This is a genomic window from Rhizobium sp. BK379 (assembly GCF_014193955.1).
Lineage (GTDB): Bacteria > Pseudomonadota > Alphaproteobacteria > Rhizobiales > Rhizobiaceae > Rhizobium.
Genome location: NZ_JACIAD010000004.1, coordinates 54737 through 76587, shown reverse-complemented (window position 1 = coordinate 76587; position 21851 = coordinate 54737). Strand labels below are relative to the sequence as shown.

General features: G+C 59.2%; 24 protein-coding genes. 15 read left to right on the top strand and 9 right to left on the bottom strand.

Going from position 1 to position 21851, the window contains the following annotated elements; genetic code table 11:
- Positions 1 to 795 precede the first annotated feature (795 nt).
- Positions 796 to 1590: a DUF1206 domain-containing protein gene (locus FHT93_RS19345; RefSeq protein WP_183848967.1), complete on the top strand. Its 795-nt coding sequence runs from the start codon at positions 796 to 798 to the stop codon at positions 1588 to 1590.
- Between the two features lie 690 nt (positions 1591 to 2280).
- Here FHT93_RS19345 and FHT93_RS19340 read toward each other — a convergent pair.
- Positions 2281 to 3231 (bottom strand): EamA family transporter, encoded by a 951-nt coding sequence (locus FHT93_RS19340; protein ID WP_183849393.1) that lies wholly within the window; start codon positions 3229 to 3231, stop codon positions 2281 to 2283.
- A gap of 102 nt (positions 3232 to 3333) precedes the next feature.
- Here FHT93_RS19340 and FHT93_RS19335 point away from each other — a divergent pair, with 102 nt between their 5' ends.
- Positions 3334 to 3942 carry a CGNR zinc finger domain-containing protein gene (locus FHT93_RS19335; RefSeq protein ID WP_246781650.1) on the top strand — a complete coding sequence of 203 codons (609 nt, stop codon included), beginning with the start codon at positions 3334 to 3336 and terminating at the stop codon, positions 3940 to 3942.
- Between the two features lie 250 nt (positions 3943 to 4192).
- Entirely contained in the window at positions 4193 to 4540 is a 348-nt protein-coding gene (locus FHT93_RS19330) for an RT0821/Lpp0805 family surface protein (RefSeq protein WP_112543243.1), read from the top strand.
- A 58-nt stretch (positions 4541 to 4598) separates the two neighbouring features.
- Here FHT93_RS19330 and FHT93_RS19325 read toward each other — a convergent pair whose 3' ends face one another.
- A complete protein-coding gene (locus tag FHT93_RS19325; protein WP_112543242.1) occupies positions 4599 to 5165 on the bottom strand; it encodes an acyloxyacyl hydrolase in 567 nt (188 codons plus the stop codon).
- Between the two features lie 207 nt (positions 5166 to 5372).
- Positions 5373 to 5675, bottom strand: coding sequence for a hypothetical protein (locus tag FHT93_RS19320; protein ID WP_183848965.1), 303 nt, complete (start codon positions 5673 to 5675; stop codon positions 5373 to 5375).
- Between the two features lie 590 nt (positions 5676 to 6265).
- On the opposite strand from FHT93_RS19320, the gene FHT93_RS19315 reads away from it, so the two are divergent.
- The 3 genes from FHT93_RS19315 to FHT93_RS19305 are packed head-to-tail and all read left to right on the top strand — an operon-like array spanning position 6266 to position 7676.
- Positions 6266 to 6820, top strand: coding sequence for a hypothetical protein (locus FHT93_RS19315; protein ID WP_112543239.1), 555 nt, complete (start codon positions 6266 to 6268; stop codon positions 6818 to 6820).
- A gap of 55 nt (positions 6821 to 6875) precedes the next feature.
- Positions 6876 to 7223: a hypothetical protein gene (locus tag FHT93_RS35575; protein WP_112543361.1), complete on the top strand. Its 348-nt coding sequence runs from the start codon at positions 6876 to 6878 to the stop codon at positions 7221 to 7223.
- A gap of 9 nt (positions 7224 to 7232) precedes the next feature.
- Entirely contained in the window at positions 7233 to 7676 is a 444-nt protein-coding gene (locus tag FHT93_RS19305; RefSeq protein ID WP_112543238.1) for a hypothetical protein, read from the top strand.
- A 747-nt stretch (positions 7677 to 8423) separates the two neighbouring features.
- On the opposite strand, the gene FHT93_RS19300 is transcribed toward FHT93_RS19305, so the two are convergent.
- From FHT93_RS19300 to FHT93_RS19295, 3 genes are read right to left on the bottom strand one after another with little or no spacing between them, the layout of a single operon-like run.
- The gene (locus tag FHT93_RS19300) at positions 8424 to 9698 is read right to left on the bottom strand and encodes a glycoside hydrolase family 15 protein (protein ID WP_246781681.1); all 1275 of its coding nucleotides are present in this window, start codon (positions 9696 to 9698) and stop codon (positions 8424 to 8426) included.
- Positions 9586 to 10206: a trehalase-like domain-containing protein gene (locus FHT93_RS35570; RefSeq protein WP_246781649.1), complete on the bottom strand. Its 621-nt coding sequence runs from the start codon at positions 10204 to 10206 to the stop codon at positions 9586 to 9588. The genes FHT93_RS19300 and FHT93_RS35570 overlap by 113 nt, the downstream gene beginning before the upstream one ends.
- Positions 10206 to 11102: an SDR family oxidoreductase gene (locus FHT93_RS19295; protein ID WP_112543236.1), complete on the bottom strand. Its 897-nt coding sequence runs from the start codon at positions 11100 to 11102 to the stop codon at positions 10206 to 10208. The genes FHT93_RS35570 and FHT93_RS19295 overlap by 1 nt, the downstream gene beginning before the upstream one ends.
- On the opposite strand from FHT93_RS19295, the gene FHT93_RS19290 reads away from it, so the two are divergent.
- From FHT93_RS19290 to FHT93_RS19275, 4 genes are all read left to right on the top strand, one after another.
- Entirely contained in the window at positions 11076 to 11495 is a 420-nt protein-coding gene (locus FHT93_RS19290) for a hypothetical protein (RefSeq protein ID WP_162710041.1), read from the top strand. The genes FHT93_RS19295 and FHT93_RS19290 overlap by 27 nt on opposite strands.
- On the top strand, positions 11492 to 11905 hold the full coding sequence (locus tag FHT93_RS19285) for a DUF983 domain-containing protein (protein ID WP_112543234.1): 414 nt from the start codon (positions 11492 to 11494) through the stop codon (positions 11903 to 11905). Before FHT93_RS19290 ends, FHT93_RS19285 begins: the two co-directional genes overlap by 4 nt.
- Before the next feature lie 654 nt (positions 11906 to 12559).
- Positions 12560 to 12784: a hypothetical protein gene (locus tag FHT93_RS19280; protein ID WP_162710040.1), complete on the top strand. Its 225-nt coding sequence runs from the start codon at positions 12560 to 12562 to the stop codon at positions 12782 to 12784.
- 669 nt (positions 12785 to 13453) lie between these two features.
- Complete coding sequence (locus tag FHT93_RS19275) at positions 13454 to 13735, top strand: hypothetical protein (protein WP_183848961.1); 282 nt, start codon at positions 13454 to 13456, stop codon at positions 13733 to 13735.
- A gap of 516 nt (positions 13736 to 14251) precedes the next feature.
- Here the strand turns inward: FHT93_RS19275 and FHT93_RS19270 are convergent.
- Positions 14252 to 16537, bottom strand: coding sequence for a cation:proton antiporter (locus FHT93_RS19270; RefSeq protein WP_112543231.1), 2286 nt, complete (start codon positions 16535 to 16537; stop codon positions 14252 to 14254).
- A 165-nt stretch (positions 16538 to 16702) separates the two neighbouring features.
- Between FHT93_RS19270 and FHT93_RS19265 the strand changes: the two genes are divergently transcribed.
- A complete protein-coding gene (locus FHT93_RS19265) occupies positions 16703 to 16897 on the top strand; it encodes a hypothetical protein (RefSeq protein WP_112543230.1) in 195 nt (64 codons plus the stop codon).
- Between the two features lie 16 nt (positions 16898 to 16913).
- A complete protein-coding gene (locus FHT93_RS19260) occupies positions 16914 to 17330 on the top strand; it encodes a DUF202 domain-containing protein (protein ID WP_112543229.1) in 417 nt (138 codons plus the stop codon).
- A gap of 721 nt (positions 17331 to 18051) precedes the next feature.
- Here FHT93_RS19260 and FHT93_RS19255 read toward each other — a convergent pair.
- Positions 18052 to 18525 carry an Hsp20 family protein gene (locus FHT93_RS19255; protein WP_112543228.1) on the bottom strand — a complete coding sequence of 158 codons (474 nt, stop codon included), beginning with the start codon at positions 18523 to 18525 and terminating at the stop codon, positions 18052 to 18054.
- Between the two features lie 293 nt (positions 18526 to 18818).
- Here FHT93_RS19255 and FHT93_RS19250 point away from each other — a divergent pair, with 293 nt between their 5' ends.
- Both FHT93_RS19250 and FHT93_RS19245 read left to right on the top strand, forming a co-directional pair.
- Entirely contained in the window at positions 18819 to 19094 is a 276-nt protein-coding gene (locus tag FHT93_RS19250; protein WP_312866615.1) for a hypothetical protein, read from the top strand.
- Positions 19094 to 19396, top strand: coding sequence for a hypothetical protein (locus FHT93_RS19245; RefSeq protein WP_112543360.1), 303 nt, complete (start codon positions 19094 to 19096; stop codon positions 19394 to 19396). Before FHT93_RS19250 ends, FHT93_RS19245 begins: the two co-directional genes overlap by 1 nt.
- A 923-nt stretch (positions 19397 to 20319) precedes the next feature.
- Here the strand turns inward: FHT93_RS19245 and FHT93_RS19235 are convergent.
- The gene (locus tag FHT93_RS19235) at positions 20320 to 20634 is read right to left on the bottom strand and encodes a DUF982 domain-containing protein (protein ID WP_112543226.1); all 315 of its coding nucleotides are present in this window, start codon (positions 20632 to 20634) and stop codon (positions 20320 to 20322) included.
- Positions 20635 to 21113: 479 nt separating this feature from the next.
- Between FHT93_RS19235 and FHT93_RS19230 the strand changes: the two genes are divergently transcribed.
- The gene (locus tag FHT93_RS19230; RefSeq protein WP_112543225.1) at positions 21114 to 21413 is read left to right on the top strand and encodes a hypothetical protein; all 300 of its coding nucleotides are present in this window, start codon (positions 21114 to 21116) and stop codon (positions 21411 to 21413) included.
- Positions 21414 to 21851 lie beyond the last annotated feature (438 nt).

Sequence of the window (21851 nt, the reverse complement as noted above, 5' to 3'; positions counted from 1 at the left end):
CGCAAAGGACCTCATTCTTGTTCCGGATCCCCGGCAAGAGGAAGCAGCGATTTGGCCTGCCTGCTCGCTTCGGGGTGGTGGTGACGACACAACGCTCGCCTGCCACCTCGGTGGGAGAATGTCCTCGTAGCAGGGCCACGACGCCATCTCTTGCCCCTTATTGGCATCGCAACCTCGCAGAGGCCCGAAATTACGTTCTTCGGCGGCAGCAAAAAGCCCCCGTGATAAGCGGGGGCTCTTTTCCGGTCTTTCTGAAACGTTCACCCGATAGTGGGTTGGGGGCGTGCAATCGAGTGACGCCTTTGAAACCTGCGGCGTGACAGAAAGTTCCCACCAGCTTGAAGATCCTGATCGAACAACTTCACCCCCAAGACAGGAGGACAAAGCGTTTGACTGGTAACAGCTCACAGCCAAGGGGCCTCGTTCGTTACTGTCGACTGCCGATGCTCTGGCTGCCGAAAGGGTTCCCGTCGAATGCTGACAAGAGATACGCCCCCAACTGATATCTGATCAAACCTTGATCATTGCTCCTTCGCGCGTTCATTCCGGTCCATCAGACCTGATGTCGCCTTCGTGGCACCTCTTTTTTACGTCGGCTTTTGTCCGCTCCCGCAGGTTTATTCTTTTGAGGAACGACCCAGCCAAGATCTAGCGTTGAAGAAAGCCCGGCCGACGATCTTGGCCGCGTGCTCGTCCGGCTAGACGAGGATAAGGCACAACTTTTTCACGTCCTGTGCGTTGATGTGACAAATTGGCGATGGAGCGTGTCTGGTGACGAGACTGAATGTTCGAACTTTGGCAAAAGCCGGCTATGCCGCGAGAGGCGTCGTCTTCCTGCTCGTTGCTGCGATGGCCCTCTTCTCGGGTTTGGCCGGCGGCAGGCCAGATACAAAATCAGCTTTGTCGACACTTCTTGATCAGCCCCTCGGACGGGTCTGGGTTGGCACCATTGGCCTCGGTCTGCTCGGCTTCGTGGCCTGGCGACTTGCGCAGTCGCTTGCAGACAGCGATGGACATGGATCAGGCAGCAAGGCACTGGCCATCAGGGCCGCGCTCCTTGGTAGCGCCTTGGCCTATATCGGGCTGGCGAGTTTTGCCATCAGTCACGCCCTGTCGGCGGGCGGTGGCGGGCAGTCCTCGGGCGAGCAAAGTCTTGCACGTTGGATCATGTCCCAACCCTACGGTGCGTCTTTAGCGATGGTGGTGGGGCTTGGCTTCATCATCGGCGGGGTGATAACGTCGATGAAGGGGCTGACGCGCAAATTCGAGAAATATCTCCGCTTGCCCGATGCGAAAGGGTTCATGCGTGTCGTTTGCATCTATGGCCTTGTCGCTCGCGGTATTGTGTTCGCCCTTACAGGCCTGCTTTTCGCATACGCGGGTATTACGGTAGACCCCGATCAGGCAGGCAGCATGTCGGATGCGCTGACATGGTTGCGACAGCTCCCCTTCGGTGCGCTCCTCTACATTTTGGTTTCTCTAGGCCTAGCCGCATTCGGGCTCTACAATCTCGTCGAGGCGCGTTACCGCGTCGTGCATGGCCCCTCCCTCAACGACGTGGAGAAGGCCGTGATGATCCCACGGTCGTGAAGGCGACTATCGACGCCCATCCCGCCTCTTTCAGACATGTTCGCGCCACGTGTAGGCTCCGGAAATATTCTCGCTCTAAAAGTGTCGGATTCACGGGAAGAGACATCGCGTCGACGCCGGCGTTCATGGATAAACCTCCGCGGCATGGGCCGCCTCGGCGAAAGTCCGTCGCGCCAGGTCGGTGTTGCCCAGCCGACTGGTTGCATCGACGCACCTGCGCCTTTCGGCATCGCAGAGGGGACCGCACCGCTGAAGACCATGTGCGGTTGAGGACCTGCAATGCTGCCTCCAATCCGTCGATGCGTTGGCGGTGCCCGTCGGCGGTACGGACAAACACCGGCGGCTCCCAGATAAGATGGAAGTCGACATTGATAATCTTGCTCATTGAGCTGGTCCTGATCGCGGTTTGATGGGGTCGAACCAAGTTGAACGGCGGTTGTTCCTGCGTCAAATGACTTGGTGCGCAAGCGTACCGGCTCGGCTTAAGCATGATCTCCACAAGCACCTTCGATCCCGGCATCGACGGGAGCCTTCTGTTGCGGCGCATCCTTTCGTGTGCACCCTTTCGGGTCCAGTATGACCAACGCCTCAAGCCTACCCGAAGATATCGAGATTTCTTCTTTTGCTACGTCGACAGCGCTGCAACTTTCAAGGTTCAGATCTTCGGTCGTTCCGACGGTAGCAGGCACGTCATGACGTCGGCGGCGTCCGCGACGTTTTTCTCAGGCCCGAAGCAATGGTATCAGCAAAGAGACTTGTCGCCGCGGCGATTAGCATCAAGGACATTCCGAGGAGGCTGCGGAGACTAACGGGTTCTCCTGCCAGAAATGCTCCGACCACGACCGCGATGGCGGGAGACACGAAGGCGAAGCTGCCCGCTTTGGCCGGCCCGATATCTCGCAAAAGCTGCACATAATATCGGTATCCGAGAAGAGAGCCGAAGATAACGAGGAAAAGCCATGCGCCGATGACTGGCGAGCCGGAATGCCACGCCCCCAACCGCGTCATCGCCAATAACGCGTCTGGCTCGGATACCAGTGACCAGGCAAGCAGTAAGCAACCGCCGATGAGCATCGTCGAGCCCGATAGAAACGTGCTGCCGTAACGGGAAACAAGCGGGCGCGCCATAACTGAGCCCCATGCTGAGGAGATCGCCGCCCAGCCTATCGCCAGAAGTCCGAGCACAGATTGGCCTTCCGACCCCGCCTGCCTCAGCGCCGGCATAAAGAGGATGCATAGACCTGCAATCCCGAGCATCATGGCGCCAGCGCCGACGGCATTCCAGCGTTCTTCACCCGCAAGAACGCCGAAGGCCAGAAGCGCAAGGGGCGTCAGCGACATCTCGACAACTGCCGACGTGCCTGAGGAAACGAACTGCATACCCCAGAACAGCGGGCCATAGCACAGGGCGATCATCAATAAGCTGACGATTAGGAGCCGTATGAGGTTGTCCGGAGAAAAAGACTCGAGACTTTTGCCTCTTCCGGCCCATGCGAGCATCACCAACCCCGCGGCGATGAACCGCGTTGCTGCAAAAAGGCTCGGTGGCACGGCCTCTACCCCCGTCTTTACGGCAATCCAGGTGAGCCCCCAGACGAGACAGAGGACGACGAACTTGAGATGATGTCGTGATACCGTCATGATCAAAACCTTGCGAATGCAACGGGTAAAGAGTACTTATACCGTGACGAACTTTCGAAACACGAACTTGTTCCTTGGAATATGGCCAGCACGACCTCTGATATGCCGCTGAGTGGCGGCCATGCCGCCCTCGATTTTGTCAACACGGTCGACAGCCGCCGGGGACGCTGGGGCCCGGATCTGCTGGGCTCGCTCGGGGATCTTGTCGTCCTCGCCGAAAGACTTGGTCTTGTGGACCCTCTAGAAGGCGAACACCTGAAATGCGTGGCGGCAGCAGATACCCAGGATGCCGGGATCGTCCTTCTCGAAGCGGTCAACTTGCGGGAAGCCGCCTATGGCGTTTTCGAAGCTGAGGACCGAGGAGGTGTCGCATTGACATCGCAGTTGCGGGTTCTTGAGCAGGCTGCTCGCAAAGCACGCGCTCGCGAGGTTTTGAAAATGACGCCTGAAGGCTTGCGGTGGAAACTGCCGCTTGAGGAGAGACGCGATATTGTCGACCTGTTTGCACTGGAGGTCGTCGAACTTCTTATAGATGCCAGCGTGCGTCGGCCCGTACGCGAATGCAAGGGCGACAATTGCGGGTGGCTGTTTCTCGACAGGTCGAAAGGCGGCAGACGGATATGGTGTTCGGAGGCGAGTTGCGGCACGCGTGAGAGGTCCAAGCGGCTTCGTTCACGGCGAAACCAGGACCAAGGAAAGAGCACACGTTGACGCGAGGGCATGCTTGGGGCCTCACCAATGAACAAGGGTCGGCACCTCGCGATTTGCCGGACCATGACGCGCAATGACCGATCGACGACGTGCGAACAAGCCGATGCCGAAGGCCTTCCTAGAAGCCATAAGCGCGGCGGCTCCTTTACCTTTTCCTAACATCTAAAATACATCATCAACATGCCGCAGGAGACAATCGCTACCAAGCTTGAACGCGTAGCGCTAAGACGGCACCTAGACAGGTGAAATCATGAACCGCGTTTTGGCCGTTCTCTCACTCGCTTTGCTGACCAGTTGCTCCCATACGGATCCGCTCGAAGTAGGAAGCGTGACGTCGGCGCCCCGAGCCGCACCCTTTAGCGACCAAGCGGTGATCGCCGCTGTCGTGGGGACCGGAGAGGTCGGGACTTACGCTCTTGCATGGGCCAACCCGGACACTGGCAGCGCCGGTGTGATTGAGCGTATCGATCCTGCCAATGGAGTTGCAAACGGCTGTCGGAAGTTCGTCACCAGCCAGCAGTCGCTCGAGGGCGAGACACGTTTCGACGGAATCGTTTGCCCCTCCGGCAACGCCTGGAGACTTTCGTCGGGCACATGAAAAATACCGAAACGTAGCCACCTTGCGAGCGCCGGGCGATAAGATCGAGCAGAAAGATCTAGAACTTGTAACCGACCTGCAGGCCGGCCCGCGTCATCCCGTCGTTCGGACTGCAAAGGTTGGCGTTTGAAGAGTGCGCGATCTGCGCTAAAAGGTTCCAGTGCTCTGTGAGGCGATAGCCGCCTCCGACATATTCGTGGAACAGAACCCGGCAGCCGAGGTTGGGGCCGCCGTCGTTTCCGTCAAGATCGCCCGTATGGATGACACCGCCAAAGCCCGCTTCGGCGAAGAGCTTGTCGCTGAAATCAACGGTCCAGGTAAAACCTGTGAAGAATTGCGTTGCTTCGCCGCTCAACCCGATCGACGTTCCAAGATGGACTCGCGGATGCAGAAGCTGCTCCCTCCAGCTGCCGGTAGCTTCGTATCCGAACGGATCAAAAAGCACCGTCAATTCCGGAAAAGCCCCGTCTTCTCCCGACCGGCCGCCTTGAACCGATGTCGAAACGCCGAAACGAAACTCATCAAAGAGCTGATCTTGAGCTCGTGCGGGAGAACTTTCCAGGCTCCCCGTTGCAACAGCCAGGATAAGCAAAAAGCATTTATCAATACAGGATTTCCGATCCATGCGAATCGACGTCTCCGGGAACCGACAGGAACTGGTAGCACAGCTATTTTCAATGGAAAGCCCGCTTTTCGAGAACGGCAGATTTTCTTGCGAGGTGCAACTCAGGCACCGCGCTTTCGACAGGCGGTTCACGAAGAAAAGCTCTTGGAGAACGCTCAAGCAAGGCGCACGAGGTGCAGCGCGAAAGACTGTGCGCAACGACTGAGGTCACCAGCCGACGATTACATCGAACGCCGGCATCTGGTCGGCAACCTCCGGGCCGCGGCCGGGCAATGATCTTGCCTTCGCAGCAAGCGCTATTGCGAACACTGCAGCAAGTCCCAAAACGAACGGAACCGATGCTTGATGGCGCGACCTGACCCCTTTCTCTATGAGCAGCATCTGTCGAGGGGTATGAAGATTGCCGTCGCTTTTTGCCTTCGCCGGCGACGCCCTCATCAGATTGGTCGCCATAGCCGACTTGAGCAGGCGCGCGGCCAAGTTGGGTGCAAGGAGATAGGCCAGTCTCATCACCGTCGTCACGGATGCGACCATAGTGGTTGGTCGCGGCGATCTTGCCACACATGGACGATGGCGTCGGCAACGCGGCGCGCATCAAGGGCGGGCAGCGGGGCGCTCAGCCGCCTGCCAATGCCTCCAAAAATCCGCGCAGCCCGAACTTGCTGGCGCTATAGGCGGTTGTGAAGGGAGCGGCCGCAACGCCGCCAAAAAAGATCATGTTGATAAAGACCCCCTGCCCTGCCGGAGATAGATCGGCATGGTGGCCTCGTTCTGATTTCGATCAACGCAAACAAGCAATCCTAGGAAGCAGCGAGGCAGGATGTTCGCTGTGTTCTCGACCTCTCTTGCTCGCACCAGAAAGACAGTTGGAGCCGGAACGATAGGGGCCGCAAACGATGGCGACGACGATGGGCCAATCAACAAATCGAAGCCAAACCCGCATCACTCCTTTTCGAACCTGCCGGGATCGGACCAAGGTCCGGCATAGCTGCGACTGAAGTCCGTGGTCAGGAACAGCCTGCATCAACCGTCGTTCGTCTGACAGCCCTGAGGTCGTGTCGACCGGGCCATAGCTCAATATTCGATGGAGGAATGTTCCCATGTTCAAGGCAACCGGCATCGCCTTCGCCGCAGCTCTTCTTGCCAGCACCGCATTTGCCCAGTCGTCCAGTACGCTCGGCACGGGCGGCTCATCGGCTGGCGGCGGAACCTCCAGCAGCACCGTCGGAACTGGTGGAAGCTCTGCCGGCGGAGATTGCACCGCGGGTGCTACCAACTGTCCGTCGGGCAGCGCGTCGACAGTGGGCACCGGCGGCTCGTCAGCTGGCGGCGGTACCTCCAGCAGCACAGTCGGCACGGGCGGTTCTTCGGCCGGCTCCGGTTCGGGCTCGTCTTCCACGCTTGGAACGGGCGGTTCATCGGCTGGCGGCGGCACCTCCGGCAGCTCCGTCGGCACCGGCGGCTCCGCTGCAGGCTCCGGTGATGCCGGTTCGGCTTCCTCGATCGGGGCAAGCGGAACGTCAGCAGGCGACGGCAACAGCGCTAGCTCCGTCGGTACAGGCGCAAGCCAGGCAGGCTCCGCTCACGAAAACAACGGAAAGAAGGGCTGCGCTCCCGGCCAAGCCAAGAAGAGCGGCTCCACCCAATCCTGCTAGCTTGTTATGGCCGGCGCTTTTCAACGCCGGCCATTTTGGCTTCGGAGGCCAGACAATGTCAAACACAGTGAAAGCTTTCATCTACGGGGCCGCTCTTTTGGCCGCGACTCAGGCACGAGCCGAGGACATCAAACTCGACGATCAAACGACCTGTACCCTGGTTGAGAAACAGCCCGATACCGGGGGAACGTCCACCACGGTAACGGCCGGCAACGGCAAGGTGACCTCATCAACAACGATGGGAAGCGGATCATCGAGTTCGGCCTCGTCATCCGCGTCAGGCTCGGCGAACGGATCGGGAAGCGTCGATAGCTTCTCGACGGCCAGCGTGACCCGGCCAGACGGAACTGTCGTCACCAAGCGATCCGATGGCACCTGTTCGGTGACCAAGCCCAAGAAGTAGGAGAAAACCATGAAGACCACGACATTGGTCAGCGCGATGACACTCGCGCTCCTCTCTCTGACCACCGCCGCACCGGCGCAGGAGTGTAAGGCTGCCGGAACCATCGGGACGGCAGGAAGTGCGTCGGCGGGTGGCACCTCGGCAAGCTCGGTTGGAACCGCCGGGGCGTGTCAGACCGACGATGGGACGACCTCCTCCATTGGATCTGGCGGCAGTGCCGCAACAGACGACGGCAAGGCGATGAGCAAGACGCAACTCAACGACAATGACGACAAGCTGAAGGCGCAGACGAACGCCCAAGCGGTCGACAAGGGAACGTTCAGCAAGTCAAGGACGAAGACCAGCACCGACGGACAATCGCTGCAGAGCACGACGCGGACCATGTCACACGTGCCCGGCCAGAAGCCCGTCAAGAGCACGACCGAGCAGAATGTCATCCTGCCCCAGCAGTGACCAATGAAAGGAAAAGCGATGAACAATCTCATCTGGCTTGTAGGCGCTATCGTCATCATCGTGGCAGTGCTGAGCTTCTTCGGCTTTCGATAAGGAAAGCTCCTCAAGCGCGTCTTGAGGCAGACAATGACCCGGCAGAACGACCGGGTCGGCCGCCCGAGGAGGCAGGGTAGAGGCTTCCCGTCCTCCTGATTGAAACGCAAAACATCGACCCCAGCAGCGGATAATCAAGAAAGCCCCGCTCGTAGAGCGCGGGGCTTTCAGAGCTGCCGACGGCGGTTTAGGAACGGGAAAGGGTGGACCGCACGTCCTTGGGCGCCTGGTGCGTTACGGGACAACATAAGCCAGGAGCGCGGTCCGACATCCGGACTCTGAAGCCACCTGATCGTTCCCGCCGTAACAACAAATTTTTCTGCGGGCCGGGGACGGCCAGCCAGATCCTTTTGATCCTGTCGAACCGCTCGCCCATCAGCTGCCAACACAATGGGGACAAGCCGAAAAGGCGTTCAGTGCATGGAGATCGAGGACCGTCTCAACGCGCTCAACTGAGTCTGATTACGACCCAGAGGGAGTAGGCGCTTCTAAAAAAGGCGACGACGACGAGTGGCCCAAAGCGCGCGCCGCTCGGTTCGAAGGTCCGGATCGCGGGGCGTCCTTTCGCCGGCCATCAATCTACGCTGCGCAGACGATTTCACGGCACCGTCGGCAAAGCACTTCCATGGCGAGGCGGTAATTGGAGTCTATCGATCATGACCGATTTTCCTGCAGCGAATAGATGGCATGCAGGAGGGCGAGGTGGCTCAAGCCTTGTGGTAGATTGCCAAGACCTGCGCCGGTTGCGGGATCAACCATCTCATTGAGAATACCGAAATTGTTGCCAAGCCGCTCCAGCAGGGTCTTCAGCATCGCCTCGGCACGATCGACCTCGCCCAGGAAGGCATAAGCTTCGACGAGCCAGCAGGAGCAGGCAACAAATGCACCTTCCTCCTTGTCGACCCCCCTGTAGCGGTAGACGAGCGGGCCAACCGCCAGCTCGCGTTCGATGGCATCACGGGTCCGTTTCAGCCGACCATCATGTTCAAAGCCGAACCGGGTCGTCAGCAGCAGCGCCGCGTCGAGCCTGTCGCTGCCGGCATAGAATGTGTAGGCCTGCTTCTCCTGCGACCAGCAATGGCTGTCAATCCAGTCGCGAATGCGGCGGCTTTCGGCGAGCCAACGGTTCGCATCGCCGCCGATATGGCCTTCCTTCGCAAGGTCAGCCGCATTCGTCAGCGCAAGCCAGCAGCCGATCTTAGAGAAGGTGTAGTGCTGCTTGTGTTGCAGTTCCCAGATGCCGCAATCCTTTTCACGCCAGCGGCGGACGCACTGCTCGGCAAGATTTTCGAGGAGGCGCGCGGCCTGAGGATCGAGAACGTGACCTGACCGCGCGAAAAGTGCCGCCGTTTCGAGCACGTCTCCATAGCAGCTGAGCTGCGTCTGCGCACGGGCACGGTTGCCTATCCGCACGGGGGTCGAACCCTTGTAGCCGGGAACGTCCACCATACGCTCCTGCGGCACCTCGCCACCGGACAAAGTGTAGACGACCTGGGGTTCTGGGCCGTCGCCGGCAATCGTTCGCACGAGCCAGCCAAATGCGCCCACCGGCTCCTGGAGGGCGCCTGCCCGGAGCAGTGCCTTGATCGTGTAGGCTGCGTCACGAACCCAGGCGTAACGGTAGTCGTAGTTCTTGTCGCCGCCGATCCGCTCGGGAAGACCTGATGTGGCGGCCGCGGCGATAGTCCCGGTCTTTGAATAAACCAAAAACTTCAAGGACAAGGCGCAGCGCACCAGGTCGGCCTTGAACGGTCCGTCATAGGTCAGTTCATTGGCCCAGCGTCGCCATTCCTCATCGCTTAGCTCGATCCGACGATCAATGTCGTTCAGCTTCGGCGTGGGCAAAGGGGCCTGATCTGCCACGAGAAAAAAGGCAGGTTTTCGTTCCGGCTCGAGCCAAAAAGCGCGCTGTTGTTCGTTCATCATCATCGACAACAATGCTGATTTGCTCGTCGTGACAGAAGGTCGTTGCCAAATCACCGATGTAGCGGACCTCCGCATTCGGATGATTGACACGCCGCAAGCCGCCGTGAGCACAAATCGGCGCTAGCGTGATTTCGAAATCGACAGATCCCGAAACACCTTCGATGCGCCGGGCAAGTTCGCACCACGGAAGGCGCCCGGCGACGCCGCTGTTGAGAGACTCTGTCACCTTGGCAGAGCCAGTGCTCGTGATGAACAGGGTTTCAAGGACATTGCTGTCGTTGCGATATTGGCGCTCGATGCGAAACGTGCCGACTGGAGCGACGGTGAAATGGCCGCCTTTTCGGTCATGAAGTCGATTAAACAGAGGCGGCGAATCCATGTTCGGCGCGCACCACCAGTCGATCGCGCCGTCAGCACCGACAAGTGCGACGGACCGGCCGTCTCCCAGCGCAGCGTAATGTTCCAGTGGCAGGAAACCCTGCGTTCTTTCGGGCGTAAGGGAGCTCAGCATCAGGGCAGCGTGTTGCCACCGGTCACCCCGAAGCTTTCGCCCGTGATGTAACTGGATTCCTGGGATGCAAGGAAAACGTAGATCGGAGCACATTCGGCCGGCTGTCCGGGACGTTTCATCGGCACCTCGCTGCCAAAATCCTCGATGACGTCCTGCGTCTGCCCCCCCGATGTCTGCAACGGCGTCCAGAAGGGGCCGGGCGCCACGATATTGACGCGGATGCCCTTCGGCAGCACCTGCTTGGACAGCGCCTTGCTGAAGGCAACGATTGCCGATTTGGTGGGGGCATAATCGAGCAGGGTCGGAGAGGGCTGATAGGCCTGGATGGACGCGGTGTTGATGATCGACGACCCCTCCGGCATGAACGGAATAGCCGCTTTGCATAGCCAGAATAACGCATAAACATTCGTCTTGAACGTCTCGTCGAATTGCTCGGTGGTCAGTTCCGAAATGTCGGCGATCGCCTTCTGGCGGCCAGCGACATTGGCCAACAGATCAAGACAGGCGAGCTCCGTGCTGGCCTGTTTGACGAGCTCCTGGCAAAAGGCTTCACTTTTGAGATCGCCGGACATCCCGATCGCTCTGCGACCCTCAGCTTCGATCAAACTGATGACCTCGTCGGCGTCGCTCTGCTCCTGCGGTAGGTAGTTGATGACGACGTCGGCGCCTTCGCGGGCAAAGGCGATGGCGGCAGCCCGACCAATGCCGGAGTCGCCCCCAGTGACCAGAGCCTTGCGCCCCGCGAGCCGACCGCTGCCCTTATAGGACGTCTCGCCGTGATCGGGAACAGGCTGCACCTTGCTTGCCAGACCGGGAACCGGCTGCGGCTGCTGGGGAAACTCCGGTTGTGGATACTGGTGGAGCGGGTTTTGCATGCCGAATTGGTTGTTGCCCATCTCTCGGTCCTTCTTTTATCCTGTCGAAATCTTGCCGCGCCGCAATTGTTCCGCAACGGACCTCAAAACGGGCAGCAAGGGATCGCACAAGTCGCAATGGGTATCCTGAGTGCCGTCCAGGCAAAATCCCGCCAAGCCAGGAACTCCTCCTTCGGCCCGAGGTTGATCACGGTACGCGGAAAGGAGCGAGGACAAGGGCGCGCCACAGGCGGGTTCAACGACCGCCCGCCAGATTCGACGGGCGCCATGAGCGGCTCTATCCTTCTCGATGCCTCGGGCCGGCGGATCAAGGCGGCGCAAAAGCAAGCTGAAGGTTGGAGCCGAAGCGATGGCGCGCAGCAGGTCGAACGGGCCTCAGCAGGCGCGCCTGAGATGGAAGGAACGTTAACATGAACAAGCACAATCGGCGAGGAACGCAATGGAACCCCACCGACAACCCTATGCTGACCGGCGTCAGGGGATTGTGTCCGCGGTGTCAGCGCGGACATCTGTTTCGCGGCTATCTGTCCCTGGCAAAGAGTTGCGAGGTTTGCGAGCTCGACTATTCGTTCGCCGACCCCGCCGACGGCCCGGCGTTCTTTTCGATGAGCGCGGTTGCTATTCCCGCTTTGGGCTTTGCCCTTTGGCTCCAGACGACATTCCAGCCGGCGGTCTGGGTCCACCTCCTCACGACCTTGCCGATCACCCTGGCGGCCTGCGTGCTCTTGCTTCGTCCGCTCAAAGGATGGTTGGTCTGCTCCCAATATTTTCACAAGGCGGAGCAGGGCACGATCGACCGGGATTGGCAAAGACCGAAGTCTTGAGGCTCGCGCTATCTTTGGCCGCGATGCGCCAAGCAGCAAACTCCCGAAATCTTCGCCGGGCATCTTGATAAGTTTGCGCCGGATGAGCCAGGCTTATTTTCTGATGTCCGGCCGAAGCGGCCTCGACAACGCACCGAGCATTATGGGGAAGATCAAGCCTTGCTGGATGGAGGCGTCCCGTCGTGTCGCGAAGAGCGGAACGGAGCCCGTCGAATTGAAGGCGAACCCGGCATCGATCTGCGCCAGGGGAGGCCATAGCGGCCTTCACCAGCAAGCATAAGCGGGATTGACAGCAGGGTCTGGCACGTGGATCGGTGGTCGCCTTAAGAACAGAAAAAGAACGAGCCTTGGTCAAGGGCAACTTAGAGCACAGGTTGTCCCCAGCTTGTCCACAGCTCAATCCGTTGAAAATAAACTCAAATCGGCCGAACGAGAACGTTTGAAGCCCAGCTCCCGCGCCTTCTTTTCTGCCCTTGGTTCGGCCGCGCTGCCAGCTTCAGGTGGTCTTCACCCGCGCATCGGCGGCGCGAAGCCCGGGGAAGAGCGAGCGGCCGATATTTCGTCGGCTGCTCCCTTTTCCGATCCGATCATTTTCGGGTACGCGACTTCAGCGTTTGCTAGGGACGGCAGTTGAACGCGCAATAGGGCCTGCGCGTGGCTGAACATCAATTTCAGGCAGCAGCAAACACTTACACGCTATCGGTGGTTCGCCCGCCTCTTGCCCTGCAGCGCGGTCCGATAAGGCTCGAGTTCAAGAACCACACTTTTCCGGTTGAACACATTGTGGCGCAGAAGTATCTGGAAAACGGGATCGCTCTTGGACCGCCCTTCCTGCGTCCGCAGAACCTCCTCAAGCTCACTCGCCGCGCCCGCGCATAGCTCTAGCAGCGTGCCCCGCCAGCCAAAGTCAAAAAGGCTCATCGGCTCCGAAGCCCCGCTTCGGGAGATCACGATAAGCCGACTGGTCAGCTCGTCCCAAGCCGCCTCGGGAAGGGTCTCGGTGCGGGCGCCAGCTTTCCTGGCCCGCCGCTTCAGGTCCGCCTTTGCCCAGGCATGCGGACTGGTGAATAGCCGGGTGACGTGCTTTCTGCAGGCCCAGGCGCCCGCGACTGCTGATAATATTGTAATCCAAAACATTTGAGGATCCGGCCAAGGCTCGCGCGGGTCACCAGCGCTTTAAGCTGATGGCGCGCGTTGACGAGGAAAATGGTCCGCGCCGACGGGATTTCAATGATCCAGGGCAGTCATTGTTGCTTAAACGGTCCGCACCTGGACGCTCCGTTCAGAGGTCGCGACGAGCAGAATTATGGCCCCGAGGCTCACCTGCTGTGATGTAGGCAAACTGCATCTCGCGAGCCTGGGTCGGTCGACCTGGGGGGCGCATCCCGGAAGATCGGGCCGAAAAGAGGGGGCAGACGGAATACTCTGCGTCGCCAAGACCAACCATTATTGCCGGGCGCGACAAATTTATGGCTCACGTGTTGCCTCTGGTGGAACCGATCCCCGATCACCAACTTACAACTGACTGTCAGCAGAAATGGACGGTCCATGCACAATAAGCTACCGAAGACATTGTCTAGAGCGAAACTTGACGCTCTTAGGGCGATTGCGAGATATCGCCGACAGCGGCGCGTCGGTAAGGGCTGGATCGTCGGCGACAAGCGTCTTTCGGCCTCGCTCATTGGTCGGCTGGAAGCGGACGCCATGGTGAAGGAAATTAGCCTGTCCGGCACGCCTGTTCTCGTCGTGACGGAAGGCGGCAGACATGAACTCAGATTTGGCTCCCGATTGGCGGACGGCCCGAGCTCTTCTCGCCGCCCCTTGCGGTGATATTGGTCGTCGCTGGCCGCCCGTCGACACGCCTGCAGGTTCCTGGGCGCGCTCAATCGCGATGACGCGATGCGTCACATAAAAAACGCCGAGTTGTCGGGCCACCGGGCCTGCACGTCTTAGACTATGTTCCCCGCACGGGGAGTGCGATCACCAAACTTTCCACCACACGCCCCTTGCTTCGCCGCGGTTAGTTGGAGCTTGCACCTCCACTGGACCGGCTCCCAAAGCCAGGCTCCCCGCACAGATCGCCGCGAATGACTAGCCAAAAGATATTTCGGCAGGTTTCTCGCCGACAGTTTCATCGTTGTCGCTCGAACCTGGTCCTGCCGCGCGAGTCAGCACCAGTCCTAGCGACCGCGATGATCCTCTGAATCTCGCTGTGTCGGGCACCTTTGATCTCGCGGCCGAGGGAAAGATGCACACGCCTGAGTTGCGGCCGATTGCTTTCCTGGCGCGCTCGCTGATGCTCCTGCCGGCAAGCCAAGGGTGAACCGATTCGCCCAACCCGAGGACTTATGTTTCGACAAAGACGAATGAGCGGTCGGCGGTTCCGGCCAGTGTATCAGCAACAGTTCCGTAAGAAAGCTCCTTGCCTGCGCGACGGCTCACGCCGAGAATGATGAGATCGAAACGTCCGCTGCGGGCGTGCCTGAGAATGGCGAGTTCCGGTACGGAAGCCTGAGGTGCAACCTTCTCTACCTCGACCTCATAGAAGGATGCAATCCGGTCCAGTTGTTCGAAAGCGGCTCTGTGGGCATTGCCGGTGTCACTGACACGGGAGGGCGAGACGGCCTCCTTCGGGTCGCGGAAATAAACCGCAGTCGTCGCGGCGCCGGTGGCCTTTGCGATGACGAGCGCGAATTCCGCAGCCCTCAAGGAGCGTTCGGTGCCGCTGATCGGCACGAGTATGCGCAAGTTTCGATCCTCTCTTGCGATCATGCCGCGGGACGTGACGATCGCCGTCGTACCGCTGAAGGCATCAATCATCGCCGACAGTTTTTCACTATAGTGGGCGCTTTCGCCGCTCGTTGGCTGGATGCCGACAAACATGATGTCATGTCCCTTGTCGGCACTTTCGGCGAGAACGTCTGCCAGCTTGCCGTCCCTGTCGCGGACAGAGACATGGATTGGGTTGTCCTGACCCAGTTCTGCACCCTTTTCCTGCGTCTCGACAGCCATCTCGGCGGTTTCCTTCACGCGCTCGCTGATCTGGTGCGCACGCGGTGCGTCTGTTCTTTCCCGTTCCTGTAAATCGGCCGCAGTCTCGTCCTCCTCCCCGATGTCGAGAACCGTCACCGGCATTTTGCGCAGGGCCGCGAAATGCCCGGATATGCGTGCCGCCAGATCGCTGCTTGCGGAGTGGTCGGTTACAAGCAGGATCCGCTCGAATTGCGATACAAAGCTCCGCTCTTCGAACGCTTCGAGTTCGAGGCGCTCCTTTTCTTCCTCGCGCATCGGAAGGCGCGCGAGCGCCCAGCGCAGCGTTGGCGGCATGGCCATCGTCGTTACCACTGCCATCGCGACGATCACGGAAAAAAGCCGCTCGTCGAGCACGCCGACGGAAAGTCCGATCGACGCGACGATGACTTCGGTGGAACCGCGAGCATTCATGCCGCATCCCAGCGCGACAGCCTCGGCAGTGGAAAAGCCTCCGAATTTGGCCCCGGCAAAGGCGCCTCCAAATTTTCCTAGGCTGGCGATCACAATCAGCCCGACCGCCAGAACCATTATCGAGGGATCGGTAAGAACACTCAGATCGGTGTGGAGGCCAGTGAGGCCAAAAAAGACCGGCATGAAGAGAGCCGTTGTCAGCGCCCTGAGCTGCCCCTCGATCTGACGGGTCAGAATGGGCGACTGGCCGACCAGAATGCCCGCGACGAAAGCGCCGAGCACCGTGTGGACCCCGATGGCGTCGGTGACGATCGCCATTGCCCCCATGATTGCAATAATCGCGCTCAAGACAGGAAGATCACTTTTGAACCTGTCATTGGTCCAGCGGATAATCTCGAAGACCAGGCGTCGACCAATCGTGAAGGAGAAGGCCATGAAAAGGATAGTGCCGATGACGCCCTTGGCCAAGGTGGCGAAATCGACGGCCCCTTCTTTCGCAAGGCTGAAGGTCACGGCGATAATCACCCATCCGATTGTGTCGTCAATGATGGCGGAGGCGACAATCAGCTGACCGACATTGCGGCGCATGAAGTCCATTTCTCGAACGACGGTCGCGACGATCTTGACCGAGGAGATCGATAGCGCCGTACCCAGGAAAAGCGATGTGACAAGTCTTGCGTCCGGGTCGGGCAACAAACTTGCGGGCAGGAATTCGCCGAGGCCGAAGCCAAGCGTGAACGGCACGACGATGCCGGTCAGCGAAACGCCGGCTGCAGCACGGCGAAGCCGGAGCGCCAGCGAAAGGTCGGTCTCCATGCCGGCGAGCAGGAGTAGAAACAAAATGCCGAGCTGTGCCACCGCATCGGTCATGGCCTTTAGCGTGTCGATGTCAGGAAAGATTGCCGACTGGGCGCTGGGGAGCAGAAAGCCGAATACCGAAGGACCGAGCAGGATGCCGCCGATGATCTGTCCCATGATCGAAGGCTGACCGATGCGCACCATTGCCTCGCCGAACAATCTACCGACGACGACCAGGACGACGATCTGGACAAGAAAGAGAGCGTCTGAGGGACCTGAAGACTGGCCTTCGGCTGCACAGGCCGGAAGAGAGCAGCCAATGAGAAGCCAGGCCGTGATTACCGGCAGCTTCCGGGACGGGAACTGCGCGGGCTTTGCGTTGATTGTCATGCGTGAGAATTCCGATGGTGGCTGTCGCTTCGAAACAAACAGGGCGCCTTTGTGTTCCCTCTACGGGAGGCTCTGCCCACAGGCTTGCTCACGACACATGCTGGGAAGGCTGTTTAAGGGAACCCATTCAACCGGGAGGAATTTTCTCAACGAAGGAGAAGCGCTATGAATGAAGGTGAATACACGACCGAGGAGCTTGCTGAGAAGTATCAGATAAGCCCGGAGCAGGCTCTCCGTTATATCGTCCGCTTCGGCGCCGATCGCGTCGATCTCGATCATTTCCTGGCTGCCGCGTCGCGAACAGCCCGCCACCGACCGGGCGACGTAACGCGAACCGCGTCGCAAGTAGCCCTTGGATAGAGGCTCCGCCGGAGCCATGAGCGAAAAAGACACCCAAGGTCCAGACAGGCGTACCGTGCTTGCGGCAGATCGTACGGTCTACGCTGCGGAGCGAACATATGCAGCTTGGATGAGAACGGGACTGACGGCGCTCGCCAGTGGAATTGGCGCAAAAGCCCTTCTCGCCGAGGTCGTACCGGAATTCCTTATTGTGACGACGGGCACCGGGATGCGCGCGCATGGATTCCAGTGGTTGCGAGGGATTAGCCATTGTGCCTCTCCTTTCTTGGGAACAGAAAGCTCGACAAGCAGTCCTGGTTCCGCACTCGCCAACGGTCCGCGAGTTTCGTATAGACGCGAGCGGAGCCAGGCCACTGTCCGTCGCTGGTGCTGGTTGACGCCCGGGCTAGCCGATCGAGCGGGCGAGAATTTGGAACTGTTGGCCGTTACCTAGGCTGAATTTTCCTCCGGAGCTGCTGGAAAACGCCGCCTGTCCCTTAGATCTCCCACTGCTAAACGCCCTTAACGTTCTGCTGAAGAGCAGCTCCTTGACTAACCCGCTGTTCTTCTGAAACCCGCCGGAAGGACCGGCGGATTTCCAAGATTGTCATTACGTTCCATCTGTCACGCAGCGCAAGCTCGGTGTGGACAGATGCGGTGCGTGCGCCAAGCTCTTGAAAACGACCATTCCGCGCCGGCCTAGGCCGGTACGATAGCGCACCAAGCGCCGCGCCTGCCTAGAATCATGATCAAACACGTGCGGGATCCGTTCCCGCAATCAGAGAACTTGGCCTGCCACCACCCCGGCAGGCCTTTTTTTTCACGAATGGCTGCGCAAACCCAGGTCGACAATATCATCGGTCGGCTCGCTGCGTTGATAAACCTAATGGCTTTCGGAACACTAGAACACGCCAGTAATACTTGCGTTGCGCAGCGCCAGGTTGAGATCATTGCCCCGTGTCAACATCCTCCACGAGCATGGTCCAGCCAAGCTAAGGTTTAAGATGTTGATCGATCCATCGCAACATTTCGCTTTAGGCCCGCGCGCCAGGGCCGAAATCGTGCTCGATTTACGCACTCGCACGGCAATTGCAACGCACTGGGACTTACACTGAAGTGCACACAAACATTTGAGGAGCCTCGGGAAGAAGGGGCGCCTTGGCGCCCCTTCAACATCATGCTGCGTTCTTTTCACCCTCGATCTGGAGGGGCGCCTGCGTGTCTCCGCCGCCTCCGATCGCGATCTTTCGCGGCTTCATAGCTTCTGGAACCTCCCGCTTCAGCTCGATGGTAAGCAGGCCGTTCTTGAGGCCAGCGCTTTCCACGCGCACATGATCGGCAAGTTCGAAGCGACGATCGAAGGAACGTCCTGCGATGCCGCGATGAAGATATTCGCCTTGACCGGCTTCCTCCGCCTTCTGGGCTTTCACGACCAGGACATTACGCTCCTGCATGATATCGAGATCTTCCGTTCCGAAGCCCGCGACCGCCATCTGAATGCGATAGCTGTCCTCACCGCTCTTGACGATATCGTAAGGCGGCCAGGTTTCGATGGACTGCAAACGCTGGGAGTTTGCCAGAAGATTGAAGACCCGATCAAAGCCGATGCTGGACCGGAACAAGGGTGCGAAGTCGAATTCGTTTCTCATGACCAAAACCTCCGTAAAGCGAGTTGGAATGAAGGAGCCGATTCCGTCGGCTCCGCCCTGTCGACCCCTCATCAGGCGGCCGACGCAAATTGATCTGGTTTGCCCGATTTTCTGATTCAAGACCCCTAGCCGAAAAATTTTCTGCTGGCTGGCTTGCCCCCCTTGAACGGCGAAATTGGTGCAACAATCTCATTTGCACCTGGAGATTTTCACTCCCTTGCTGAAGGTTTTTAGGAGGCAAAAACATGCCAATCGAAAGGAACAGATCTCGAAAAGCATCAACATGCGAGGCGGTGTCTGCGCGCCGTCTCAACACGCAGCAGCGCTACGACCACCCGCGTGACGTGCTCGCCACAGCTCTTGATAAGAGCGAGAAGCGAGCCATTCTGGCGTCCTGGGCGTCAGATCTCTTCGCGGTGGATTCGCGGCCCGACCTTCGGCTGCCCCCGGGCGTCAGAGAGCCTATCCGCTGCCAGGATATCCTCGACGCGCTGATGGCTGTAGACGACCATATGTGGGGCCAGGACGGCGCGGCTGATGTCAGCCGCAAACATGCATGGAGGCCGTGATGACCACAAGGCAGAAAGGTAGGCTGACAGCCAGTTCCGAAGGCGCCTGCCAGATAGGCGCACGTATGATGGTGGCCTCCAGATATGCCGAATGTCTTCATCGCCTCGCACGCCAGGCCCAACGCGCCGAGCTGTCAGAGCTGGCGGAGAAGCTTGGCGACGTGGCGCGCACCATCGAAGCGATATCGCAAGAGATCGGGTTCGGCGATCAAGGTGCGCTTGTTTTAGGGAGGGCTGGTCGTTTGATCGGAACCGCCGAGGCGCTGGTGGAGAAGTCGGCTCGCCAAGGTCTTTTTCACTGAAAGTACTGAGGCGACGCGGCGGCTGGCAGATAGTTCGCCTACATGATGGCAGTCAGTGTTCCTGGCCTCCCTGAGAGCCGTGGATTAGTGCGGTTCGATCGGAGAGCTCGACCGGCGATCGTTTGAGCGCGATCACGCCAAAATCGGATTCAGCAGTTTGCGCGGACGTTGGTTCCAAAGGCATGCGCTAACGCAGGATGTCTTCCGACCATACCGGGACAATGAGCGTGCGCACGCCCGTCAGGCGCCGGATCTTCATGGAGCCGAATTCGCTCCCATGCGGGATGTGAAGGGTCATTCGCAGATATATCTTCTTGCCGCAGCCTTCGCATTTGAACCTGCCGAGCAGCCGGTCGAGGGACAGGTTTCCACACAGCGTCTCAAGATCACCTGGTAGGTAATTGTGAGTGACCCGGCAGAAGTCGCAGGTGACGACAATGATTTGTCCCTGGGCGGCCGCTGCTCTTACCGTCCAAGACCGTAGCCTTTTGAGCGGATGAATCTCAGGCATCGCCGGCCTTCACCGTGATGAGCTTCCAGCCAGCCCTTGGCGGTATTCCTCCGCCCGCGGCGACGCGAAAATTCAGTTCGATCTGAGCCGCCTTGCGCGCTTCCCTTATGGTCGGGGCCCAGACTGAGACCAGAAATTTGCCGGTCTTGAACGTGTATTTCGTTTTTGGCGGGCGGGCGCCAACCTGATGTCCGGCGCGAAAGCAGCGCCGCGCGAAATCTACATCATTGTTTTGGCGAAGCTTGAGGGGTTGAAGCTCCCACCATGCGTCGAACGCGGTCTTTCTTTTGGCGCGCTGTTGAATCTTGTCGAGTATCGCGGCCTCCTTCTGTCATCTCGAATGTTTCCTATTTGTTCCACGTCCGGGCAAGTGTCAACAACGTTATAAAGCGGCGATAGCCCAAAGGGCTTATTAGCCCTGCACGCTTAGACGGTCGCCCGAAAAGGCTTCTTCCAGATTTCTGTCGTGGACCAGGGCGAACGCGGAGATATCGGCTTCCTTGGCCGCGAGAAGCAGCGCCTGTGTCAGCTCCTCCGGGCTCGTTGCGCCGGTAAGAGCGTCGGCGCAGGCTTTGATGGCGACAACATAGTCCTCGCCGTCGTCCAGGGGCCAGTCCTGCATGAGAATTCGCGCCACATCGGCCAGTGTGCGAAGGACAACGAAGGGTCGCTCGTCGCGGAACTTCAGTCCGACCGGCGCAAAGGCCGAATATTTATTCGCTGCCATGCCTTCACCCATGTATTGAAAGCAACTTTATACACGAGGATACGAGCGGCGTATGTCACATAGTTAAAACAACGTTAATTTGCTGAGAGAGTTACAGGACACCCGTTGGAGCCTCTGACGCAACCTTGCGATCAGGTCCTGGCTGTCTCGATACCGGTCAACCGATCGTCGCGGCTGTTCCGAACCTGTGTCTGCGATCGAGGCGTAAGGCTGGGCGAGATCACCGCGGATAGCCGGTTCTTCAACAAAGCCGTTGATCCTCGGCGTAACATCAACTCCATCAGGGACATGTTGTCGATGCGGACAACTGTCGGCTGCTCACCGCCTGCTCAAGCGTTCGGCGCCAAGGCAAAAAAGCGACACCCTGCTCTTTCCTCGCCGGCCCAGATGACATTTGCCCGCGCCAGCGTTGGCTCGTCCTTGGGGTTTCAGGTGCCAGCGGTCGGGAACCACGGGCTTGCGTCGTGGTTGGGGGGACCATGCCTTATCTGATCGAGATCCTGCTGCCCATCATACGCTCGCGTCGAAGCCGCACAAATCTTCAGACGGTGCGCGACGAACTTACCGAAAGGTTTGGTGGAGCGACGCTCCATGTTAACGCCCCAGCAGAAGGCATCTGGGAGAATGATGGCTACCTTGAACGCGACCATATCGTTGTGGTTGAGGTCATGACCAGCGACATCGATCACGCGTGGTGGCATTCTTACCGCCAGGATTTGGAACTTCGCTTCCGCCAACAGGAGATCGTCGTCAGAGCGACGCATATAGACCGCCTCTAGAGCGATAGCCCGAAAGAAAAGGAAAAAAGGAGTTCACCTGCTCGCACCTGCGCGGCATAAGATGGCGTCAGAACAAGACACCACCATCGTTGCCGGTTCGACCTCGAGCGTCTCGAAATCTTCCGAGGGCGCTCGACCTCGAGGAAGGGAGCGGCCCTCTCACCCCGCGCAGACCGTCAACGCAGAGACCGGCGGATGCCGCTGCGGAGGTTTGCGCGATGTTGGGTGGCAAGCGTTATATGGAAGGTCCGACCTCATACCACAAGCCTTGGACCTGGGCAGTACGATAGCGGACGAATGATCTCGATGCCCTGAAACAAACGGTAATTTCTCCCCAAGCCAGCCGTCTGAAAGACCAACTTACCGAGGCCGGCGTGGTTAACACATGCGCAATACCCGGCTTTCCCTCATCGGCGCGGCCACGACCATTCACGATAT

What these genes read in the sequence shown, in the direction of transcription:
- FHT93_RS19340 (WP_183849393.1), bottom strand. Translation starts at nt 3,231, where the DNA reads ATGACGGTATCACGACATCATCTCAAGTTCGTCGTCCTCTGTCTCGTC.
- FHT93_RS19335 (WP_246781650.1), top strand. Translation starts at nt 3,334, where the DNA reads ATGCCGCTGAGTGGCGGCCATGCCGCCCTCGATTTTGTCAACACGGTC.
- FHT93_RS19330 (WP_112543243.1), top strand. Translation starts at nt 4,193, where the DNA reads ATGAACCGCGTTTTGGCCGTTCTCTCACTCGCTTTGCTGACCAGTTGC.
- FHT93_RS19325 (WP_112543242.1), bottom strand. Translation starts at nt 5,165, where the DNA reads ATGGATCGGAAATCCTGTATTGATAAATGCTTTTTGCTTATCCTGGCT.
- FHT93_RS19320 (WP_183848965.1), bottom strand. Translation starts at nt 5,675, where the DNA reads ATGAGACTGGCCTATCTCCTTGCACCCAACTTGGCCGCGCGCCTGCTC.
- FHT93_RS19315 (WP_112543239.1), top strand. Translation starts at nt 6,266, where the DNA reads ATGTTCAAGGCAACCGGCATCGCCTTCGCCGCAGCTCTTCTTGCCAGC.
- FHT93_RS35575 (WP_112543361.1), top strand. Translation starts at nt 6,876, where the DNA reads ATGTCAAACACAGTGAAAGCTTTCATCTACGGGGCCGCTCTTTTGGCC.
- FHT93_RS19305 (WP_112543238.1), top strand. Translation starts at nt 7,233, where the DNA reads ATGAAGACCACGACATTGGTCAGCGCGATGACACTCGCGCTCCTCTCT.
- FHT93_RS19300 (WP_246781681.1), bottom strand. Translation starts at nt 9,698, where the DNA reads ATGATGATGAACGAACAACAGCGCGCTTTTTGGCTCGAGCCGGAACGA.
- FHT93_RS35570 (WP_246781649.1), bottom strand. Translation starts at nt 10,206, where the DNA reads ATGCTGAGCTCCCTTACGCCCGAAAGAACGCAGGGTTTCCTGCCACTG.
- FHT93_RS19295 (WP_112543236.1), bottom strand. Translation starts at nt 11,102, where the DNA reads ATGGGCAACAACCAATTCGGCATGCAAAACCCGCTCCACCAGTATCCA.
- FHT93_RS19285 (WP_112543234.1), top strand. Translation starts at nt 11,492, where the DNA reads ATGAACAAGCACAATCGGCGAGGAACGCAATGGAACCCCACCGACAAC.
- FHT93_RS19275 (WP_183848961.1), top strand. Translation starts at nt 13,454, where the DNA reads ATGCACAATAAGCTACCGAAGACATTGTCTAGAGCGAAACTTGACGCT.
- FHT93_RS19270 (WP_112543231.1), bottom strand. Translation starts at nt 16,537, where the DNA reads ATGACAATCAACGCAAAGCCCGCGCAGTTCCCGTCCCGGAAGCTGCCG.
- FHT93_RS19265 (WP_112543230.1), top strand. Translation starts at nt 16,703, where the DNA reads ATGAATGAAGGTGAATACACGACCGAGGAGCTTGCTGAGAAGTATCAG.
- FHT93_RS19260 (WP_112543229.1), top strand. Translation starts at nt 16,914, where the DNA reads ATGAGCGAAAAAGACACCCAAGGTCCAGACAGGCGTACCGTGCTTGCG.
- FHT93_RS19255 (WP_112543228.1), bottom strand. Translation starts at nt 18,525, where the DNA reads ATGAGAAACGAATTCGACTTCGCACCCTTGTTCCGGTCCAGCATCGGC.
- FHT93_RS19245 (WP_112543360.1), top strand. Translation starts at nt 19,094, where the DNA reads ATGACCACAAGGCAGAAAGGTAGGCTGACAGCCAGTTCCGAAGGCGCC.
- FHT93_RS19235 (WP_112543226.1), bottom strand. Translation starts at nt 20,634, where the DNA reads ATGGCAGCGAATAAATATTCGGCCTTTGCGCCGGTCGGACTGAAGTTC.
- FHT93_RS19230 (WP_112543225.1), top strand. Translation starts at nt 21,114, where the DNA reads ATGCCTTATCTGATCGAGATCCTGCTGCCCATCATACGCTCGCGTCGA.